Genomic DNA, 19,371 nt, shown 5'->3' on the forward strand with positions numbered 1-19,371 from the left:
GACGGCCTGCCGTTATTTAACGTACTAAAAACGGTGGGTATTCTGCCAAATCGCCACGCAGATGGCGTGCGAGCAGCAGGGCTTGGATATGAGGCAATAATCCGACAGTGATTTCTTCCTGTAGAAACGGATGTATTATTTTTTCCTGTTTTTTTGCTTGCAGTGTTTTGAAAATCAGTTTGCGGGTATCTTCTTTAATATTGACTGCGCCACTGACTTCCTGAACAAAATCAGTAGGTTTAATTTATCCTCGGTTAATTAAGGCCAGCACCATACTGTCTGCCCACCATGCCCGGAACTCTTCCAAAATATCTTGAGCCAAACTGTCTCTCCCCGAACGGTCGGCATGCAAAAAGCCTACCTGCGGGTCAAGCCCTATGCCTTGCAATGCGCCGCTGATGTCTCTCCCCAATATGCTGTATAAGAAGGATAATAAGGCATTCATACCATCTTTTGGCGGTCTTCGGTTGCGGCCTTGGAATATAAAGCCGCTTTTTTGGGAAATCAAATTTTGGAACACGCCGAAATACCGTGCGGCTGCATCGCCTTCGATGCCTCGTATCAGTGGCAAGGTATCGGCCTGTTTGAGCTGCTGCACGCTGTATGTCAGCGATAAAATAGCAGACTGCACCTCCGGTTGGTTTCCGTGATTGCGGATATGACGTTGCAACAGGCGTTTTTGGGATTGGATTTTGGCTGCGATAATGTTTTTGGCAATGGCAATCGGATTGGTTTCGGAACATTTGTATTGCGCTCGCCGCAAAAAAACGTTGCCGCTTTGCCTGCCTTGCAATCTTGCTAAAAAACGCCCGTGTTCACTGAAAAATACTAAGTTTACGCCTTTTTCTCCGCAAAAACCCATAAGATACGGCGATACCATGACGTTACCAAAGCAGAAAATATGTCCGATAGAATGAATCGGTAACTGTGCTACTTTTCTGCGTTCCTGTTCGACTACTAAGGTTTCCCGCTCTTTGTGTAAATAGCTGCCCTGAGTGGTAATGTAAAGAGTATTCTGCAGTTTTTTCATCGTTTTAACCCAGATTGCTCTCAAATATAAGATATTGGTTTGCAGTAGAGGGATTTTCAGACGGCATTAAATTTCAAATAATTCTCTGACATAACGTTTGGATTGATCCGATTTAAATAATTTGGGGCGGCAAATATCCAATAATGAGCAGGCTTTACAATGTTTTCCGTAAACCGGCGGCGGTGTGCTGCCGCTCTCCAATAATACCTGAACCTGACGAACCGTATCCAAAGTTTGCGCTCTCAGGCCGTCTGAAAATGCGACTGCATGGCGGTGTCTGGTTTGACCGTACCAAAGCGCTCCTTCCATGATATGTTTTCCGGTCATTTCTTCCAAACACAATGCCCCGGCACACAATTGGATTTCATCCATAGCCGTCGGTTTGGGCTTGCCACGCTTATATTCGACTGGCTTCAAGTAACCCGAAGCCAAATCGTGTTCCACCAAATCTAAAATGCCCGACAAGCCCAAACACTCTGCCGACACATGAACACTGCGCTCAAAACGTACCCCTTTACGGGTTTCAGGTTCACCTGAATCAACACGCTCGTGTAACGCATTGCCTTGTGCCGTCAAAATATTTTCCGCCCACGCCTGTTCGTTATGAATCAAGGCACACTGACGCGGGCAAAAAGCGTAATGTTGCAGGGCGGAAAGTGGGATAAGCATCTTAAAATCCGTCAATCTCTTCCGGAATCAAACCGTCTAAAGCAGCCAGAGTATAACTGCCGTCTGTATCAACATTCAGGCTGCTGTGTACTTTGGCGGAAGAATATTGTCCGGATTTGCAATCGTGTTCCCACCAAATCAATTTTAATACCTGCATACTGCCGTCAGGTCGGGCTGACGACGCATCGCCTTCAAACAGTTTGGTTAAAACCGTTTTGATTTTTGCTGCATCTTCATCAGAAAAGCCCGTGCGTTCTGCCAGTTGGGGCGACATCGCACCATAGGTAACGTAAATCCCATGATCAATACGGTGTTTCATGCCCATCGTATCGGAACTTTTCTTACTGCCGTCGCCTTCCCCGCTGACACTTTTGGTAATTTGCGTACTGGTAACGGTAACCGGTTCGACACTGAATGCGGATTGAATGGTTACAGGACCTCTCACCGCAATGGAAACACCGTCTTTACCATCGCCGCTAAAGGCAAATACTTGCCCGAAACTGCGGACATCCAACCATTTTTCACAGGCTTTTTTAGCAGTTTCATCTTTATTGGCTTTTTTACCATTAAACGCATCTGCTCCCAAACCGACTTCTTTGTCTTTGGCACGGTTGGCAAGACTGGTCATCCCGTCTGTTTTCTTTTCGTCAGATTGCACAAAAATGTTTTCCCCAAAATCTTGCAAGCGGTCACGGATTTTACGTTTCAGACACACATCAGTCATTTCGCCATAACCTTGAAAATCGGTACGCGGCCGGTTACCGTTTAGCGGATCGCCGTTCGGATTGGCATGATTTACTTTAATAATTAAGGCAAAATCGATTTTTTTGCTTAATGAAGAAGTAGTCAGTACATGATTCATTTTGGAAAATCCTTATTTATTTCAATCTGATTTAATCATTATTTGATTTATTACTCAATTCAGCAATCCGTTTGGCGATGGCCATTTTCTGACAATGATAACCCAATAAAAACTCACCGCTTAATTTACTGTCGTTAACAAAATCTGCACCGTCAAACAATTCCATAATTTCACCGATTGCCTGGCTACCCGTGTCCTTCCCATGGTTTCTCAAACGTTCCTGATAAGGGGTGAGCGCCAACTCGATATTCCGCCAAGTGCTGAACGGACGTTCGGCAAAACGTTGCATATAGCGCTCGGCGGTAGTGGAGCGCTTTTCTCCGGCCTGGCGCAAAGCATATGATTCTATGTTTTCAGCGATGGCCAATAATCTGCCGTATAAATAATCCCGCGAACAATTATTTAAGTCTAGGCTCATATCATAACTCCTTCGTTGCGATAAATTTTGATGGCGGGCACAATACCCTCGATATAAGGAACAGGCTACGCCAATGTTTCTTTCCCATTCCCAATGTTCATATCCGTTAGGATTACAGGCCGTCTGAAAACTCTGCCGCACCAAATCATAAGGGATATTAACAGCCGGGCCACCCGAAATCACTGGTAATAACCGAGTGTATAATTGCTTTTTAATCTTACCATCTTTATCGGCTGATTTCCCATACACAGCTTCGAAAACAGTATAAGGCGAAGGTGGTGCCATGCCCCAAACAATCCTGTTTTTTTGTGATTTTTTTGCATCGTCAGTTTGGATACTGTAACGTTGATACCATGAAAAATCATCAATCCACGCATCCAAATTGGCAAAATAATCTTTGGGAAGAAATTCTTGATAGTAAGTCAGGGCCGCCCGTCCCGGTGTTGCCGAATCCAATACCAGCAAAGACAGTTGCTCTGATTCGGACAATCCGGCTTGATAACCATGCAATTTCCGTTTCATTAATTTAGCCGCTTGATAACCGATATTAAGCGAATGCTGCTGAACATCTGTATGCTCTGCTTGCCTGGTTTGATCCGTATTGGCCGTGTATTGCGGACTGAAATCGGGGTTATCCCAATCGTCAATCCATTCCGTTGGTTCTATAAATACTTGCGGGACATCTGCTCCCGACACTGCCCACGTCACAATGACTTGATCTCCGTTGCGGATACCTTGTCTGTCAATCAACCAGCGTAATGCACTATGGGCTTTAGCAGAAGCTTCACGGGAGATACTGGCAAGATCATCGGCATGATAAGCTCGACCACGAAATGTGTAACCGCTGGTATCATTTGAAGAAATCAGCTTTGCCTTATCGCCTGTATGGCGTAACTTGGCCGGATGCATGGTCGCCAAAGGCGCTACTTTCCCTTGAATGATACAAAATCCTGTTTTATCAGACTGATCTTTCAAATAATCAATCCATGATTGATGAATTTCATGATCCAGCCATGTTTTTGTCTGAGGGTCGTTGTCTGATTCAACCTGCCAACATACCAATGCCGATCCAAAATCCAAATCAGCTGATTTCGGCAAAGTATTGAAAATGTCAGGTACTTCTCCCTGTTGATTCCATTTGGTCAAGAATTGATGATTGTCCACAGGTAAAACGTTGGCACGAACCAAATCGGCAACCACTTGCCCTTTCCGGACATATTCTAAAACTGCCTTTACTTTTGGGTGTCCATGCTCAGAATGGCACCACTTTTCTAATTGCGCCAAATAACCTTCAAAGTAAGCTTTTTTATGGCCACCGTAGTCTGCATAATCTTTGGCAACATATTGAATCTTATCTGCCAACGGATGCGGCGCTTCGCCACTGGTTCGGTTTTCCGAATTTTCAGTAGCCGGCAATATGATGTTGGTTTTAGGCGGTAAAACATGTGCCGTTCGGAAACAGCCTGATTCGCTGAGTGTAATGACAATATGTGCTGTCTGAACAGTATGTCCAATAGGTGTCAATAATTTATCATGCGGTAAATCTTTCTTAGAAATAAAATCATACGTTTCATACAGTTTCCGCATCCAGCTCATAGCCCCAGCTCCCTTGCCTCATATTCCACATTTTTGACATTATTGCGGTTAAACGGTTTTTCAGACGGCATCTCTCGAATAAACCGGGTTTCCAGTTTATCATGCTGATGAATTTGCGGAAGTTCGATAATGCCTTTTTCCATTTTAGCGGCCCAAAACCGGCTAATCAGTTCATTTTTTCCGGTTTCTTCAGGATAACCGAAACTGTGAAACATCAACCCAAATGCCAATACATCCACATCGTCATATGCACCTTTTCCCTCTCCGAATACGCATGGTTCGACATATCCCTGGCAATCTCGAGTCCCCAAAAAAATATCCTGTCTTCCGCCACGTTCAATCATACGTTTGGTAATCGCAAAGTGTTTGCCGTCGATTCGGTCGTCTGCCAATTCCTGCCAATGCTCGTTCCAAGTAAAATGTGCTTCCACTTGATATTCTACATCGTGTAAAAACGTATATAATGCCAAAGTATTGCCACCATCCCAATTTAACGGTTTCATGGATTTGCTCTGCATTCGGATCGGTTTCATGATACGGATACGGTCGATATGCCATATCAATGTAGGTTTCCAATAAATGCTTTTTAATATACCTTTAATGGCTTCATAGGTAGGAATTTGATAACTAAATTTTTCTCCGCCGATTTTTGTAACAGGATCAGTAAACAATGCCTGTCTACCCCAAACTTTGAAACTCACTTGATTTCGCATCTCAATCCTTTTCCTTACACATTAATGACATAGAAAATCCATCAAACCGACTTCATCTACCGATAAACCGTATTCGTCACTATAACAATTTTCACCCACTAAATCGACATAGTAAATGCCTGTATCCGCAATCTCCCGAATTTTTTCATCGTGAAGCAAACGGTTAAAAATATTAGGGAAAACATTCACGCTATAGCGCTGTGCTTTTGCTAAAGTTTCACGCATTTCTTTCGGATTCCATTCGGAACACAGCCTTCCAATCAGATCTTTTCCTTTCCCATACGGCACAATCACGGCACGAGTAGGCGCATCAATCACATTAAATTTCTGCCCTGCGCTTTTAAACGACTGTCTCAATAACAAAGGAAACTGCTTTTCCTTATATGAATATCGGGTCATATTGCGCTCATTATTACTCAGCCAATTAAATAAATTATCTTTATACTCTGCTAATGGATACACCATTTCATCGGCACGTTGATAAAAATAATATTTGAAATATTGCTGTAAATATTCAGGTAATAATACATCAACTTGTTCAAATTCTTTGCGGGAAGCCTGCTGCTGGGCTTCAAAAATTTCGGGGAGTGTATTTTGCAAACGCTCATTTTGCAGATTCAACACCCAAACAACTCCTTTATTTTCCTGACCCAATTCACCATGACGATTACACCGCCCTGCTGCCTGAGCAATACTGTCCAAGCCTGCCAAGCTCCGAATGACACATTTCATGGAAATATCTACGCCTGCTTCAATCAATTGCGTGCTGATGCACAAAACAGGCTGATTTTGCTGCAGTCGTTGTCTAATGGTATCTAGAATTGCTTTACGGTGTGCGGCGCATTGATTGGTACTTAGATGAAATAATGCTTCTTGATCAATTTGATTATTTTGGCAATAACGATATAAATCCTTTGCCCATCGTTTGGTATTAACAATAAACAAACAGCTTGAATATCGTTCAAACTGCTGCAATAAAAAACTGCCCGCCTCTTCTACCGACCAACCTTGCGTTTTTTTATTAAACTGCACATCAACACGTTTTAACTGATTGAATAATTCAGACACATTCTCCATAATTTCTGCATTATCAGGCAATCTTAGACCATTGAATTTAGAGTGAGGCAATTTATCTAAAACAGGTTGTGTTGCCGTACACAAAATTACACTGCTTTTCCCAAATTGCACCAGCCAGTTTAAAACATGGCAAAACAAATATGTACATTTAATAGGTAATGTTTGAATTTCATCAAAAATCAAAACACTGCGTGTCATAGCATGAAGATGGCGGACACCTCGCGTCCCTCCGGCAAACCATGCATCTAAAAATTGTACCATCGTGGTAAATACAATTGGCTTATCCCAATTTTCAGATAATAATTTGTTCTGCCAAGTTTGTTTTTCAGGATCAAGATTAGAATGATGCTCCAAAACCCAATCTTCGCCTAAAATATTGCGAACGGCTTGTGCGTTTTGGTCAATGATAGAAGTATAGGGAATAATATAGATGATGCGGTCAAGGCTATGCTTTTGGGCATGATGCAAGGCATAACGCAGACTTGCCAATGTTTTACCGCCGCCCGTCGGAACAGTCAGTGTATAGATATTTTGCTCATCGGTTTGTCCGCGTTTCAAACAGCCGTCTGAAATTTGTTGTCTAATTTTATCGATGGGGTAACGGATTTCAAATTGTTTTAAATGATATTCTAATTGTTCAATTGCGGAGTGCCAATCGGTTTTTTGCGTAAGCGTGCGAATACCTTTTTGTTGCTCACATTCAAAATCAGCACTATTAATTCGGTCGGCATCAATCAGACAGCTAAATAAAAATCGGGTAAAACAACCAAGATAAAATTCATTGATTTGACGACTATCCAGTTTTTGATGATGCTCTTTTAAAATATCTTTAAAGGTTTGATATAACTGCTTCGCAGCCGGTTGAATCAATGCCTCCGCTTGTTCAATAATCTCCTGATCCGCATTCATGAGACATTCAGTTAAATGAGTTTCCTCATCAGCTTTATCAATTAATCGTTTCCCCCAAATATTTTCGCCGTCACTATCCAAACAATCAATCAGCCCTGCTCCATGATGAGAGGCAATGCACAACCCCAATATCTGCCCAAATAATTCACCGAAATTTGGATTACAGGTGCTTAATTGCCGATAGACCCATTGCGCACCTGCCGTAGAATGGTCGATTTTTTTACCGTTAGGCAAGACATAATCATCAGCATCCGGATCGAACCCCGTTACCGCCATAATGTATTTTTGGAAAACTTTCGAATACTTACCAAAATCGTGCATCAGCCCCAACAATTCCCCAGCCGCATCTAAATTTAATTTCGCAGTTAATGCTGATGCAATTTGAGCAGTTTCGGTTAAATGGGTAAATAAAGTCTGTTCGACTTTATCAGATTTCCGAACATGCGCAATATAAGCTGATTTCATCAAATTGCTCTCAGAAATTTTATACCCGTTATTCCAAACATACCTATTACATTCAGCCCATTGATTAACGAACGCATTCGCCTGGCCATATTCATTATATCTTACTGATTTATATATGAAATTCTGGTTCCACCTATATAGCATTAGGCTTCTATCCAATTTTCAGACGGCTTGACTGTATTTTTCCGGCAACAGCGGTTTATTTACTGTGTAAAAAACGCTGTCCGCCTTCCCAGTCGCCTGCCAGCAGCATGGGGATTCCCTGCACGGATTTGGCGATGCTGTCGTCAATCTGTTGGCGCTGTTCGGCGCTGGGTTTGTTTAAGACATGGGCGTGTACCAAGGCTTTGTCGCCGGGGTGTTCGATGCCCAGCCGCAGGCGGTAGAAATTCGGTGTGCCTAATTTTGCCTGAATGTCTTTCAACCCATTGTGGCCGCCGTTGCCGCCGCCAAGTTTGAATTTGATGCGTCCGCACGGGATATCCAGTTCGTCGTGTACCACCAGAATTTCTTCGGGTTTGATTTTGTAAAACTGCGCCAGTGCCGCCACGGATTTGCCTGAAAGGTTCATAAAGGTTTGCGGTTTGAGCAGCCATACGTCGCCGCCCTCAACTGCCGCCCTCGCTGCCATGCCGTGAAATTTCTTTTCATCTTTGAACGTGGCTTTCCATTTCCACGCCAATTCGTCCAACAGCCAGAAACCGGCGTTGTGGCGGGTTTGTTCGTATTCTTGGCCGGGGTTTCCCAAGCCGACAATCAGTTTGATTTGGTTAGACATTTTCTGTTTCTCTGAATGATGTTTGGTTTCCGCCGAATGCGGTTTGATTGTGCATTCACGATATAGTTTCGCAGAAATCCGCTTTGCTGATTTTCAGACGGCCTCTGCCGCTGTTTCTTTTTCCAATACTCTGCGGCGGCGGGCTTCTTTGGGGTCGATTAACAGCGGGCGGTAGAGTTCGATGCGGTCGTTGGCACGCACGGGGGTATCGTCTTTGACTTTTTTGCCGAAAATACCCAGCGGAACGGTGTGGACATCTATGCCGTCAAAATGGCGGTCGATACCGCTTGCAATAACGGCTTGGCGCACGGTTGTGCCTTCTGCTGCCTGCACGGTCAGCAATACTTGGCGGTCGGGCAAGCCGTAAACAATTTCGATTTCAAGCATAACGGCGGTCGGCCTCTTTGATAAATGCGTCCACCAGCGTGGCGGAAAGGTGGTTGAACACCGGTGAAATCAGCGCCGACAGCACCGATCCGGCAAAATCGTATTCCAATTTAAATTCGACTTGGCACATATCGTCGCCCAAGTCGATAAAACGCCATGTGCCGCGCAGGGTTTTAAACGGCCCTTCGAGCAAATCCATTTTGATTTCCTGCCCCGGAATATTGTGGTTATGCGTGGCAAATGACTGGCGCACTTTCATATAGTCCATAAACAGTCGGGCTTTCAGCTCGTTGCCGCTGCGTTCGATGATTTCGGTTTTGCTGTACCACGGCAAAAACTGCGGATAATCTTCCACTCTGTCCACCAGCTCGAACATCTGCTTGGCACTGTGCAGCACCAGCACGCTTTTTTCTACTTTTTTCATGTGGTTTGAACCATTCGGAAAAACGCCATTATAAACGAATTTAAATGCTTTTTCAGAAACACTTTGCCTGATTATGCCGTCTGAAAAAGTCAAAACAAAACATAATCAAATCATTCTACACAAAGAAAAACGGCAACCCTCGGGGCTGCCGTTGCTTAGTGTTCCGCTTATGCTTTGTGTTCAGGCTGCTGCGGATGGTCGCCGGATTCGGAAGTGTCCACAGGCTCGGCCGCTTTATCTTCCGCAACCGGTGCTGCTTCGTTATCGGATTCTTTGCGGACGTTGTGGCTGTAATCTTTAGGCGGGCTGGGCTGTTTGCCTGCCATGATTTCCAACACCTGATCACGGTCGATGGTTTCCCAATCCATCAATGCCTTGCACATTACTTCCATTTTGTCTCGGTTTTCATCCAAAATTTTATAGGCAACGGCATATTGCTCGTCCAAAATGCGGCGGATTTCCGCATCGATGTCCTGCTGGGTTTTTTCCGAAATATTCTGAGAACGGGTTACGCTTCTGCCTAAGAACACTTCGCCCTCGTTTTCGGCATAAACCATCACGCCCATTTTGTCGCTCATGCCGTAGCGGGTAACCATTTCACGAGCCATTTGAGTTGCACGTTCAAAGTCGTTGGATGCGCCGGTCGAAATTCTGCCGACAAAAATATCTTCGGCAATGCGGCCGCCGAACAGAATCGAGAGTTGGCTCAGCATTTGGTCTTTATACAGGCTGATACGGTCCCGCTCCGGAAGCTGCCAAGTCAGACCCAAGGCACGGCCGCGCGGCATAATGGTTACTTTATGCACCGGATCGGTAAACGGTAAGCTTTCGGCAACAATGGCATGGCCGGCTTCATGATAGGCGGTGGCACGTTTTTCGTCTTCGTGCATCACCATCGAGCGACGCTCCGGCCCCATGTAGATTTTGTCTTTGGCATCTTCAAAGTCGCTTTGATCGACTTTGGTTTTGTTGCGGCGGCCAGCAAACAGCGCTGCTTCATTGACCAAGTTGGCCAAATCGGCACCGGAAAAGCCCGGCGTACCCCGTGCCAGCGAAGTCAGATCAACTGATTCGTCCAACGGCACTTTTTTGGCGTGTACATTCAGAATCTGCTCGCGCCCCCGGATATCCGGCAACGGCACAACCACTTGGCGGTCGAAACGGCCGGGACGCTGCAATGCCGGATCCAACACGTCCGGACGGTTGGTCGCCGCAATCACGATAACGGTTTGATTGCTTTCAAAGCCGTCCATTTCCACCAGCAGCTGGTTCAGCGTCTGCTCACGTTCATCATTACCGCCGCCCAAACCGGCACCGCGCTGGCGGCCTACGGCATCGATTTCGTCAATAAAGATAATGCACGGGGCGTTTTTCTTGGCCTGCTCAAACATATCCCGCACACGGCTGGCACCCACGCCGACAAACATTTCAACAAAGTCGGAACCGGAAATGCTGAAAAACGGCACGCCTGCTTCACCGGCAATCGCTTTTGCCAGCAGGGTTTTACCCGTACCCGGCGAGCCTGCCAGCAAAATGCCGCGCGGCACACGTCCGCCCAAGCTCTGGTAGCGGTTCGGCGCTTTCAGGTAATCGACGATTTCCTGCACCTCTTCTTTGGCCTCGTCGCAACCGGCAACATCGGCAAAAGTTACTTTATTGGTGTCTTTGTCCAGCAGGCGGGCGCGGCTTTTGCCGAACGAGAATGCGCCGCCTTTGCCGCCGCCTCCGTTTTGCATGCGCATAAAGTAAAACCATGCGCCAATCAGCAGCAACACCGGCAACAGGCTGTAAAACAGGCTGGCCAATGCGCTCGGTTTTTCTTCCGGTTTGACTTTGAAGCGGACATCTTTTTCCAACAGGGTCGGAATCAGTTGGTTGTCAAACGGGGCGTTGGTGAAAAATTCGCTTTTATCGGTGCGCTCGCCCTTAATCAGGTAGCCGCCGATAACCGAACCTTCGATATTCACACTCGCCACTTCGCCTTTATTGACTTGTTGGATAAACTGCGAATATTCGATCTGCTGGTTGTCTTCTTTTTTGCTCTGTACAGCGTTAAACGCCGCAATCGCTCCGATGCCGAAAACAACCCAAATCAATAAATTTTTAATGGTATTCCTCACTGATTCAGGCTCCATAATGAAGAGGTCAAACGAAAAAAGATTTTAAAACACGCTGCCCGTATTGTCAGCGTTTATTTTTGCCCAATAAATAAATCTCACTGGACCGATTGCGGGAAGCTTCAGGCTTGCGGGTCTGCACCGAGGTGAAAATCTGCCGCATTGCTGCCATATATTCCTGATAACCGTTACCCTGAAACACCTTCACCAGAAAATGGCCGCCGGTTTTCAAATGTTCGGCGGCAAAATCCAGCGCCAGTTCGCACAAATAAAAACTTCTTGCCTGATCGGTAACGGCATTACCCGACATATTGGGTGCCATATCGCAAATTACAAGGTCTAGCGGGCGATTATCCAACAATGCTTCAAACTGCGCCAACACATCGTTTTCCCGAAAATCGCCCTGAATAAACTCAACGCCCTCCACCGCTTCCATCGGTAGAATATCCAGCGCAAACACTTTGCCGCTTTTCCCCGCCAGCTTGGCCGCCACCTGCGACCAACTGCCGGGCGCACTGCCTAAGTCGGCAACCACTGTTCCGGGTTTAATCAATTTGTCTTTTTCATTGATTTCCAACAATTTATATGCCGCTCTGGCACGATAGCCGTCTTTTTGCGCCATATGCACATAATAATCATTGACATGCTCGTGCAGCCACGCTTTGGAAGATTTCGATCTTACTGCCATAACCGTTTCTTTAACAAAAAATATCTGCGCCATTGTACGTTATTTTTCTCCCGAATGAGCATTAAATAACGTACAATAACCTATTTTCACTATTTCAATCCCAAGCAATCATGACAGACCAAAAATTAAGCACCCAAGAAATTCTTGCCCTCAAAGCCCAAGCCCACCATCTGCATCCGGTGGTGATGGTCGGCCAGCAGGGTTTGACCGAAGCCGTAATTAAAGAAACCGATGCGGCGCTGACGGCACACGAATTGATTAAAGTCCGTGTTTTTGGCGACGACCGTGCCGAACGCATCGCCATCTGCGAAGCCTTGTGCGAAGCGGTTGATGCGCAACTGGTGCAGCATATCGGCAAACTGTTGGTGTTGTGGCGGAAAAACTTGGAAGCCTGATATATCGTGAATTCACGACAATAATGGGCTTCATTTGAACACTTAAGGCCGTCTGAAAACAGCGTTTCCCAATAAACCCTGTTTTCAGACGGCCTTGTCGTATGTCGCCCCAACTTTAAAATAGGGCGGGCCAATTCCGCCCCGTTTTAAAGTTCACGTTCAGCCACCCTCATTGCCACTAAAACCAACGCCACCACACAAACACCGCCGCCGCAATCATCACCAAATTGGCGACAACAATCGGTGTCCACCGGCGTGGCGCACGCTGCAACTTGACACCCCGTTCCGAGCGGCGCAGATAGAAAAACGGACTGAGCAGCATGGAAGCAGCGCAAATCAGAATCACCACCGCATAATAGATTTTTTCGCTACCCATCGTTTTTCCTTTCCCATCTTTCGCCAAAGCGTATTTTCAGACGGCATTATAGCAAAATATGCTACAATTCAGCCGTTTGCAACGGGCGGCATTGCGCCCGACATCTAGCAGGTTTACTGGAATTTCTACAAAAATCATTGATAAAGGTTTGATATAACATGATTTCTACCAACGGCATTACCATGCAGTTCGGCGCCAAGCCGCTGTTTGAAAATGTATCTGTCAAATTCGGCGAAGGCAACCGCTACGGCCTGATTGGTGCGAACGGTTCGGGCAAGTCCACATTTATGAAAATTTTGGGTGGCGATTTGGAACAAACCGCCGGCGAAGTGGCGATTGAAAACGGCGTGCGGCTGGGTAAGCTGCGCCAAGACCAGTTTGCCTACGAAGAAATGCGTGTTTTAGACGTGGTGATGATGGGCCACACCGAAATGTGGGCGGCGATGACCGAGCGGGATGCCATCTACGCCAATCCCGAAGCCACCGAAGATGACTATATGAAAGCCGCCGAGCTGGAAGCCAAGTTTGCCGAATACGACGGCTACACCGCCGAAGCCCGTGCCGCCGAGCTGTTGAGCGGCGTGGGCATTTCCGAAGACTTGCACAATGCGCAGATGAGCGAAGTCGCTCCGGGCTTCAAGCTGCGTGTGCTGCTGGCACAGGCACTGTTTTCCAAACCCGATGTTCTGCTCTTGGACGAGCCGACCAACAACTTGGACATCAATACCATCCGTTGGCTGGAAGGCGTGTTGAACCAATACGATTCCACCATGATCATCATCTCGCACGACCGCCACTTTTTAAACGAAGTCTGCACCCACATGGCGGATTTGGACTACAACACCATCACCATCTATCCGGGCAACTACGATGATTACATGCTTGCCTCCGCCCAATCCCGTGAACGTGCGTTGAAAGACAATGCCAAAGCGAAAGAGAAACTGCAAGAGCTGCAAGAATTTGTCGCCCGTTTCTCCGCCAACAAATCCAAAGCCCGTCAGGCAACCAGTCGTCTGAAACAGGCGGACAAAATCAAATCGGAAATGGTCGAAGTCAAACCTTCGACCCGCCAAAATCCGTATATCCGTTTTGAAGCAGACGAAAAAGCCAAGCTGCACCGCCAAGCCGTAGAAGTAGAAGGTTTGGCCAAACGCTTTGAGACCCAGTTGTTCAAAAACCTGAACTTCATTTTAGAAGCCGGACAACGCCTCGCCATCATCGGCCCCAACGGTGCCGGCAAATCCACCTTGCTCAAACTTTTGGCAGGCGCATTCGACCCGCAATACGCCGAAGGCATCGCAGCCGATTCCGGCAGCATCAAATGGGCGGAAAAAGCCAATATCGGCTATTACCCGCAAGACCATGAAAACGACTTCGATGTCGATATGGACTTGAGCGAATGGATGCGCCAATGGGGTCAGGAAGGCGACGACGAACAAGTTATCCGCGGCACGCTCGGCCGTCTACTGTTCGGCAGCAACGATGTCGTGAAAAAAGTACAGGTTCTCTCCGGCGGCGAAAAAGGCCGTATGCTCTACGGCAAACTGCTGTTGTTGAAACCCAATGTATTGGTTATGGACGAACCGACCAACCACATGGATATGGAAAGCATCGAATCCTTAAACATGGCGCTGGAAAAATACAACGGCACCCTGATTTTCGTTTCCCACGACCGCCAGTTCGTCTCCTCGCTCGCCACCCAAATCATCGAATTGGACGGCAAAGGCGGCTACGAACACTATCTGGGCGACTACGAAAGCTATCTGGAGAAAAAAGGCATCGCCTGATTCCAAATTCGCCAAAACACAAAAAGGGTTGATGATTCAACCCTTTTTTTCTTAACCATGCCGTCTGAAAATGAACAAAGTGAATTTCAGCACAGCTATAGTTAAAACACCGAATTTTCTGTACAAATCGGCAAGCTAAGTTGGTCCACCTGCACTTTGTTCCCCGTCCCGCTGGCGGGAAGGGGCTAGGGGAAGGGTGGCTCGTTGGAGTGTCATATTTTTTTCGGTTGATTTACTATAAAACCGAAGGTTTCGCTAAAATGAACAAAGTGAATTTCAGCAAAGCTAAAGTCTGAAACAGTTTATTCACCAACCACAGCTTATCGCCAAAGCCCACCTTTCCGACACTATTCCGAGTATAATATCCGGCCTGAACTGACCGATTTACCCGGAGCCGCCGATATGTCTGATTACCCTGATTATTCTGATACACCGTCTGAAAATGCCTTAGCATTGCCGCCGCATTCCATGGAAGCCGAACAGTCGGTTATCGGCAGCCTGCTGCTGGAAAATTCAGCGTGGGACCGCATTGCCGATGTGGTTTCAGTCGATGATTTCTACCGCCACGAACACCGCCTGATTTTCCGTTCGATTGCCTCGCTGATTAACGAAAGCCGCCCCGCCGACATCATTACCGTGCAGGAAGCCTTAGAACGCAACGACGAACTCGAAGCCGCAGGCGGCTTTAACTATCTGGTTACGCTGGCACAAAACACCCCCTCGGCCGCCAACATCCGCCGCTATGCCGAAATCGTACGCGAACGTTCGATTATGCGCCAACTGGCAGAAGTCGGGACCGACATCGCCCGCAGTGCCTACAACCCGCAGGGACGCAACGCAGGACAACTGTTGGACGAAGCGGAAAACAAAGTATTCCAGATTGCCGAAAGTACCGCCCGTTCCAAACAAGGCTTTTTAGAAATGCCGGCGCTCTTAAAAGAAGTGGTCGAACGCATCGATATGCTGTATTCAAGAGACAATCCGGACGAAGTAACCGGCATTTCCACCGGTTTTATCGATTTGGACAAAAAAACCTCAGGCCTGCAGCCCGGCGATTTGATTATCGTTGCCGGCCGCCCATCTATGGGTAAAACCGCATTTTCGGTGAACATCGCCGAAAGCGTCGCCATCGACAGCAAACTACCGGTAGCCATTTTCTCAATGGAAATGGGCGGCGCACAGCTGGTAATGCGTATGCTCGGCTCGGTCGGCAGACTGGACCAAAGCGTTTTAAAAACCGGCCGCCTGCAGGACGAACATTGGGCCAATCTGAACGAAGCCGTAGTCAAGCTGTCGGACGCACCGATTTACATTGACGAAACACCGGGCCTGACCGCATTGGAACTGCGCGCCCGAGCCCGCCGCCTCGCCCGCCAGCAAAACGGCAAACTCGGCTTAATCGTCATCGACTACCTGCAACTGATGAGCGGTTCCGGCCGCAGCGACAACCGAGCTTCCGAACTGGGCGAAATTTCCCGCTCACTCAAAGCCTTGGCAAAAGAATTGAACGTACCGGTGATTGCCCTCTCCCAGCTCAGCCGTACCGTCGAATCCCGCACCGACAAACGCCCGATGATGTCCGACTTGCGGGAATCCGGCGCCATCGAGCAAGATGCCGACCTGATTATGTTTATGTACCGAGACGAATACTACAATGCCGACAGCCAATACAAAGGCTTGGCAGAATGTATCCTCGGCAAACACCGTAACGGCCCGACCGGCAAAGTATATCTGACATGGTTGGGACACTTCACCAAATTCGACAACTCCGCCTTTACCCCTGATACTGCAGAAGATTAAAGCCGTCTGAAAACCGGTTTCCACACATACACAGGCCGTCTGAAAATCAGAAAACCCGATTTTCAGACGGCCTGTTTTTTTAATACTTGCCGCCCTGCAATGTATTTTGTATGATAAATGCCATAAAAATAAAGCCGCCAATATCGGCTAAATTAATCATACAAAAGCAGAAGGAGAAAACCATGTTCCGGCAACAAGGCTTGACGCTGATCGAGCTGTTGGTGGTGATGGCGCTTGCCGCCATTACCGCTGTGATTGCCTTGCCCGAAATGGTGCATTGGGCGGCAACTCGGCGGGTGGTGGCGCAGGCGGAGCGGTTGGCTAATCTGATCCGTTTCGCCCGTCATGAAGCCGTCCGCCTCAATCTTCCCGTCTATATCTGTCCCGTTCAAATCCGTAAAGACGGCAATCCTGATCAATACTGCGACACCCGCTACCTTAATCAGGGCATCGCCGCTTTTGCCGATGCCGACCGCAACCGGGCATATACCCGCAAAACCGACCTACCGCTACGCACGGTGATTTTCAACAGCAATGGCAGCGACACTTTGGCAAGCCGTATTGCCGTTACCGGTTTTTCCGGCAGTGCTTACGCTCAAGACCCTGTCTGGCTGTTTCAGCCTGACGGCCGTTTCGGACACGCTCCCGATGTTTCCGCCCCTTTTGCTTTTTCAGACGGCCTCGTCAAAATCATTCTGACCGACAGCCGTGCCGATACGCAGCAACAACGCCGCCAACGTGCCGCTATCGTCCTTATCGACCACAGCGGCCGGGTCAGCACCTGTCGCCCCGACGACAATCCGCGCTGCAGCTATACCGAATAGGTGCCACGATGTCCAATCCTCCGACTTCCCGCTTGCAAGGCCGTCTGAAAACGGGCATTGCCAATCCCAAAATACACGGCAACACCTTGCCGGAAGTGTTGGTTGCCATGCTGATTCTGAGCATCGGCATTTTGGCGTTTTTGTCCGACCAAACCCGCAGCGTGCAAACCGTCCGCACGGCCGAACAACACAGCGCCGTTGCCCAAATTCTGCAGAACCTGAGTGAAAATATTGCCGCCAATCCCTTAATGATTCAGGATAAAAACAGCGGCAGGCTGCTGAAATCCCATGTTCTGTATCACCGCAACGCCCAAAAAGTCCGCCCCTGTCATGCCGCCACACACACCGCCGCCGACTCCGGCACGCTGGCGGAAATCCACCTTTGCCGTTTCCAACAAGAACTGGCCGCCGCTTTGCCCGACACCGAGATTTATTTCAGCATTTGTGCCGACAGCGCCGGCATTCCGCCCGATATTCAAAACGGTGTGTTCAACGACTTTTGCGACCGGCGCACCGGCCTGAGCGCCGTTAAAATCGCTTGGCAGCCTGCAAATACCCAAAACGTTTACAGCCATCAGGCCTTGATTGCGGAGTAAACAGCATGAAGTCGAACAGCCCGCCCCTGCGCCACCACATTCAAGGCTTCAGCCTGATGGAATTTTTAATCGCCGGCCTACTGGCAGTTTTGGTATTGCTTGCCATACAGTCGGTTTATGCCAACAGCCGCCGCCTGCACCAAGCCGCAACGGCAAGATTGGCTGTGCAGCAAGACATTCGGCATACCGCCGCCCTAATTACACGGGACGCACGTATGGCAGGCAGTTTCGGCTGTTTCAATATGGCAGCGGCACACGCCGACACCGTAACGGCCGACAGCGCCGCCGACCATGCCGCATTCAGCCTGCGTTCGGACAAACAAGCATGGTTGCAGCCGATAAAAGCCCTTTCCGCCAATCTGCTGAACGCCGACGGTTTTCACGCTTCGGGTACAGTGCTGCTGTTTCGCTACGGCAGCGATACGCCGTCTGAAAACGCCGATATTTTCAGCAGCTGCACCAGCCTTGTCCGCCCGTCGGGCAAACCGCAGCAGATTCACAAATTATTGAACATTTCCGCCGCCGAATCCGGCGAAATTTCCGCCCTGCGCTATACCGTCCATGCCTACGCCGTCGGCAGCGCAGACGGGCAAAACGGCCTGTTCCGCCTGAGTATGCAAAACGGCGGCTGGAGCCGCCCCGAACTGCTGATTGCCGACATCAACAGTTGGCAAATCCAATATCTTTACGCCGATTACAGCGACTGCTCCGCGCCCGTTTTCCGCCACAGCAGCACCCTGCAAAACGGCACGCCGCAAGCGCTGACAATCGTCCTCAACCGCAACAGCCTGACCAGCCCCGACGGCCACCGTTTCTATCTACCCGACATCACCGCCCATATCCGAGGAGCAAACCAATGCACCGCCGATGCCGTCTGAAAACGAGTTTTTGCAAAGCTAAAACCGGTTTGAATACACCCCAACCGGCAGGCTGCGCCAAACAACAAGGCATTGTTTTATTTGTTGTATTAATGATGATGTTGGTAATCGCCCTGTTCAGCATCGCCGCCTCGCAGTCCTACCACACCGAGCAGCGCATCAGCGCCAACGATGCCGATCACCGCTACGCCCTCAGTCTGGCAGAAGCCGCCCTCAGCGCAGGCGAACAGTATGCTGCAACTTTGGCAGGCAAAGCACAACATTTCAGCGCCGATTGCCAAAACGGTTTATGCAGCGCCGTCAATACCGTCTCCCCGCACGACTACCCCGACATCACCGTATCCGGCACACCCACACAACCCGCATGGCTGCGGCAATGCGACAGCAAAAAAACCTGTCTTGAAAAAAACGGTAGAATATTCAATCACAAAAACAGCAAACCCAAACCGAGATACATCATCGAATTTATCAAAATCAACCCCGAAAACCATACCCCCGTGTACCGCATTACCGCCCAAGCATGGGGCAAAAACGCCTACACCAGCGCCATGATTCAATCATATATCGGCTATAAATAAATTA

Annotated in this window: 18 protein-coding genes and 1 pseudogene; 7 read left to right on the forward strand and 12 right to left on the reverse strand. The window is 48.2% G+C overall.

The annotated features are described in order from the left end of the window. Nucleotides 1-16 precede the first annotated feature (16 nt). The 11 genes and pseudogenes from cas1c to PJU73_RS04195 form a co-directional block, all read right to left on the reverse strand. Nucleotides 17-1,030: pseudogene (gene cas1c, locus PJU73_RS04145) on the reverse strand (type I-C CRISPR-associated endonuclease Cas1c). Between the two features lie 66 nt (nt 1,031-1,096). Further along, a complete protein-coding gene (gene cas4, locus PJU73_RS04150; protein ID WP_237091238.1) occupies nt 1,097-1,699 on the reverse strand; it encodes a CRISPR-associated protein Cas4 in 603 nt (200 codons plus the stop codon). Nucleotide 1,700: 1 nt separating this feature from the next. Next, nucleotides 1,701-2,561 carry a type I-C CRISPR-associated protein Cas7/Csd2 gene (cas7c, locus tag PJU73_RS04155; protein WP_237091237.1) on the reverse strand — a complete coding sequence of 287 codons (861 nt, stop codon included), beginning with the start codon at nt 2,559-2,561 and terminating at the stop codon, nt 1,701-1,703. A 31-nt stretch (nt 2,562-2,592) separates the two neighbouring features. After that, a complete protein-coding gene (gene cas8c, locus PJU73_RS04160) occupies nt 2,593-4,575 on the reverse strand; it encodes a type I-C CRISPR-associated protein Cas8c/Csd1 (protein WP_237091236.1) in 1,983 nt (660 codons plus the stop codon). Then, nucleotides 4,572-5,288, reverse strand: coding sequence for a type I-C CRISPR-associated protein Cas5c (gene cas5c / locus PJU73_RS04165; RefSeq protein WP_237091235.1), 717 nt, complete (start codon nt 5,286-5,288; stop codon nt 4,572-4,574). Before cas5c ends, cas8c begins: the two co-directional genes overlap by 4 nt. A gap of 21 nt (nt 5,289-5,309) precedes the next feature. Further along, nucleotides 5,310-7,739 carry a CRISPR-associated helicase Cas3' gene (gene cas3 / locus PJU73_RS04170; protein WP_237091234.1) on the reverse strand — a complete coding sequence of 810 codons (2,430 nt, stop codon included), beginning with the start codon at nt 7,737-7,739 and terminating at the stop codon, nt 5,310-5,312. Nucleotides 7,740-7,938: 199 nt separating this feature from the next. Beyond that, nucleotides 7,939-8,517, reverse strand: a complete 579-nt coding sequence (gene pth / locus PJU73_RS04175) for an aminoacyl-tRNA hydrolase (protein WP_237091233.1) — start codon at nt 8,515-8,517, stop codon at nt 7,939-7,941. A 93-nt stretch (nt 8,518-8,610) separates the two neighbouring features. Then, a complete protein-coding gene (locus PJU73_RS04180; RefSeq protein ID WP_237091232.1) occupies nt 8,611-8,904 on the reverse strand; it encodes an RnfH family protein in 294 nt (97 codons plus the stop codon). Continuing rightward, nucleotides 8,897-9,328, reverse strand: a complete 432-nt coding sequence (locus PJU73_RS04185; protein ID WP_237091231.1) for a type II toxin-antitoxin system RatA family toxin — start codon at nt 9,326-9,328, stop codon at nt 8,897-8,899. The genes PJU73_RS04180 and PJU73_RS04185 overlap by 8 nt, the downstream gene beginning before the upstream one ends. A 167-nt stretch (nt 9,329-9,495) precedes the next feature. Further along, on the reverse strand, nt 9,496-11,463 hold the full coding sequence (gene ftsH / locus PJU73_RS04190) for an ATP-dependent zinc metalloprotease FtsH (protein WP_272903543.1): 1,968 nt from the start codon (nt 11,461-11,463) through the stop codon (nt 9,496-9,498). A 49-nt stretch (nt 11,464-11,512) separates the two neighbouring features. Further along, nucleotides 11,513-12,133, reverse strand: coding sequence for an RlmE family RNA methyltransferase (locus tag PJU73_RS04195; RefSeq protein WP_237091229.1), 621 nt, complete (start codon nt 12,131-12,133; stop codon nt 11,513-11,515). Between the two features lie 110 nt (nt 12,134-12,243). Between PJU73_RS04195 and yhbY the strand changes: the two genes are divergently transcribed. Then, nucleotides 12,244-12,528, forward strand: coding sequence for a ribosome assembly RNA-binding protein YhbY (gene yhbY / locus PJU73_RS04200; RefSeq protein WP_237091228.1), 285 nt, complete (start codon nt 12,244-12,246; stop codon nt 12,526-12,528). A 178-nt stretch (nt 12,529-12,706) separates the two neighbouring features. Here the strand turns inward: yhbY and PJU73_RS04205 are convergent, their stop codons facing one another. Further along, the gene (locus PJU73_RS04205) at nt 12,707-12,904 is read right to left on the reverse strand and encodes a hypothetical protein (protein WP_237091227.1); all 198 of its coding nucleotides are present in this window, start codon (nt 12,902-12,904) and stop codon (nt 12,707-12,709) included. A 158-nt stretch (nt 12,905-13,062) separates the two neighbouring features. On the opposite strand from PJU73_RS04205, the gene PJU73_RS04210 reads away from it, so the two are divergent. The 6 genes from PJU73_RS04210 to PJU73_RS04235 all read left to right on the forward strand — a co-directional run bounded on the left by PJU73_RS04210 (nt 13,063) and on the right by PJU73_RS04235 (nt 19,367). Further along, nucleotides 13,063-14,691 (forward strand): ABC-F family ATPase, encoded by a 1,629-nt coding sequence (locus PJU73_RS04210; RefSeq protein ID WP_237091226.1) that lies wholly within the window; start codon nt 13,063-13,065, stop codon nt 14,689-14,691. 402 nt (nt 14,692-15,093) lie between these two features. Next, nucleotides 15,094-16,491: a replicative DNA helicase gene (gene dnaB / locus PJU73_RS04215; RefSeq protein ID WP_237091225.1), complete on the forward strand. Its 1,398-nt coding sequence runs from the start codon at nt 15,094-15,096 to the stop codon at nt 16,489-16,491. Nucleotides 16,492-16,673: 182 nt separating this feature from the next. Beyond that, the gene (locus PJU73_RS04220; RefSeq protein WP_237091224.1) at nt 16,674-17,315 is read left to right on the forward strand and encodes a GspH/FimT family pseudopilin; all 642 of its coding nucleotides are present in this window, start codon (nt 16,674-16,676) and stop codon (nt 17,313-17,315) included. Nucleotides 17,316-17,323: 8 nt separating this feature from the next. After that, nucleotides 17,324-17,911, forward strand: coding sequence for a type IV pilus modification protein PilV (gene pilV, locus PJU73_RS04225; RefSeq protein WP_237091223.1), 588 nt, complete (start codon nt 17,324-17,326; stop codon nt 17,909-17,911). A gap of 5 nt (nt 17,912-17,916) precedes the next feature. Then, nucleotides 17,917-18,789: a PilW family protein gene (locus PJU73_RS04230; protein WP_237091222.1), complete on the forward strand. Its 873-nt coding sequence runs from the start codon at nt 17,917-17,919 to the stop codon at nt 18,787-18,789. Further along, entirely contained in the window at nt 18,768-19,367 is a 600-nt protein-coding gene (locus PJU73_RS04235) for a pilus assembly PilX family protein (RefSeq protein WP_237091221.1), read from the forward strand. The genes PJU73_RS04230 and PJU73_RS04235 overlap by 22 nt, the downstream gene beginning before the upstream one ends. The last annotated feature ends 4 nt before the right edge of the window (nt 19,368-19,371 follow it).

Origin of the sequence: Neisseria lisongii (genome assembly GCF_028463985.1) — a bacterium.
GTDB classification, from domain to species: Bacteria; Pseudomonadota; Gammaproteobacteria; order Burkholderiales; family Neisseriaceae; genus Neisseria; species Neisseria lisongii.

What these genes read in the sequence shown, in the direction of transcription:
- cas4 (WP_237091238.1), bottom strand. Translation starts at nt 1,699, where the DNA reads ATGCTTATCCCACTTTCCGCCCTGCAACATTACGCTTTTTGCCCGCGT.
- cas7c (WP_237091237.1), bottom strand. Translation starts at nt 2,561, where the DNA reads ATGAATCATGTACTGACTACTTCTTCATTAAGCAAAAAAATCGATTTT.
- cas8c (WP_237091236.1), bottom strand. Translation starts at nt 4,575, where the DNA reads ATGAGCTGGATGCGGAAACTGTATGAAACGTATGATTTTATTTCTAAG.
- cas5c (WP_237091235.1), bottom strand. Translation starts at nt 5,288, where the DNA reads ATGCGAAATCAAGTGAGTTTCAAAGTTTGGGGTAGACAGGCATTGTTT.
- cas3 (WP_237091234.1), bottom strand. Translation starts at nt 7,739, where the DNA reads ATGAAATCAGCTTATATTGCGCATGTTCGGAAATCTGATAAAGTCGAA.
- pth (WP_237091233.1), bottom strand. Translation starts at nt 8,517, where the DNA reads ATGTCTAACCAAATCAAACTGATTGTCGGCTTGGGAAACCCCGGCCAA.
- PJU73_RS04180 (WP_237091232.1), bottom strand. Translation starts at nt 8,904, where the DNA reads ATGCTTGAAATCGAAATTGTTTACGGCTTGCCCGACCGCCAAGTATTG.
- PJU73_RS04185 (WP_237091231.1), bottom strand. Translation starts at nt 9,328, where the DNA reads ATGAAAAAAGTAGAAAAAAGCGTGCTGGTGCTGCACAGTGCCAAGCAG.
- ftsH (WP_272903543.1), bottom strand. Translation starts at nt 11,463, where the DNA reads ATGGAGCCTGAATCAGTGAGGAATACCATTAAAAATTTATTGATTTGG.
- PJU73_RS04195 (WP_237091229.1), bottom strand. Translation starts at nt 12,133, where the DNA reads ATGGCAGTAAGATCGAAATCTTCCAAAGCGTGGCTGCACGAGCATGTC.
- yhbY (WP_237091228.1), top strand. Translation starts at nt 12,244, where the DNA reads ATGACAGACCAAAAATTAAGCACCCAAGAAATTCTTGCCCTCAAAGCC.
- PJU73_RS04205 (WP_237091227.1), bottom strand. Translation starts at nt 12,904, where the DNA reads ATGGGTAGCGAAAAAATCTATTATGCGGTGGTGATTCTGATTTGCGCT.
- PJU73_RS04210 (WP_237091226.1), top strand. Translation starts at nt 13,063, where the DNA reads ATGATTTCTACCAACGGCATTACCATGCAGTTCGGCGCCAAGCCGCTG.
- dnaB (WP_237091225.1), top strand. Translation starts at nt 15,094, where the DNA reads ATGTCTGATTACCCTGATTATTCTGATACACCGTCTGAAAATGCCTTA.
- PJU73_RS04220 (WP_237091224.1), top strand. Translation starts at nt 16,674, where the DNA reads ATGTTCCGGCAACAAGGCTTGACGCTGATCGAGCTGTTGGTGGTGATG.
- pilV (WP_237091223.1), top strand. Translation starts at nt 17,324, where the DNA reads ATGTCCAATCCTCCGACTTCCCGCTTGCAAGGCCGTCTGAAAACGGGC.
- PJU73_RS04230 (WP_237091222.1), top strand. Translation starts at nt 17,917, where the DNA reads ATGAAGTCGAACAGCCCGCCCCTGCGCCACCACATTCAAGGCTTCAGC.
- PJU73_RS04235 (WP_237091221.1), top strand. Translation starts at nt 18,768, where the DNA reads ATGCACCGCCGATGCCGTCTGAAAACGAGTTTTTGCAAAGCTAAAACC.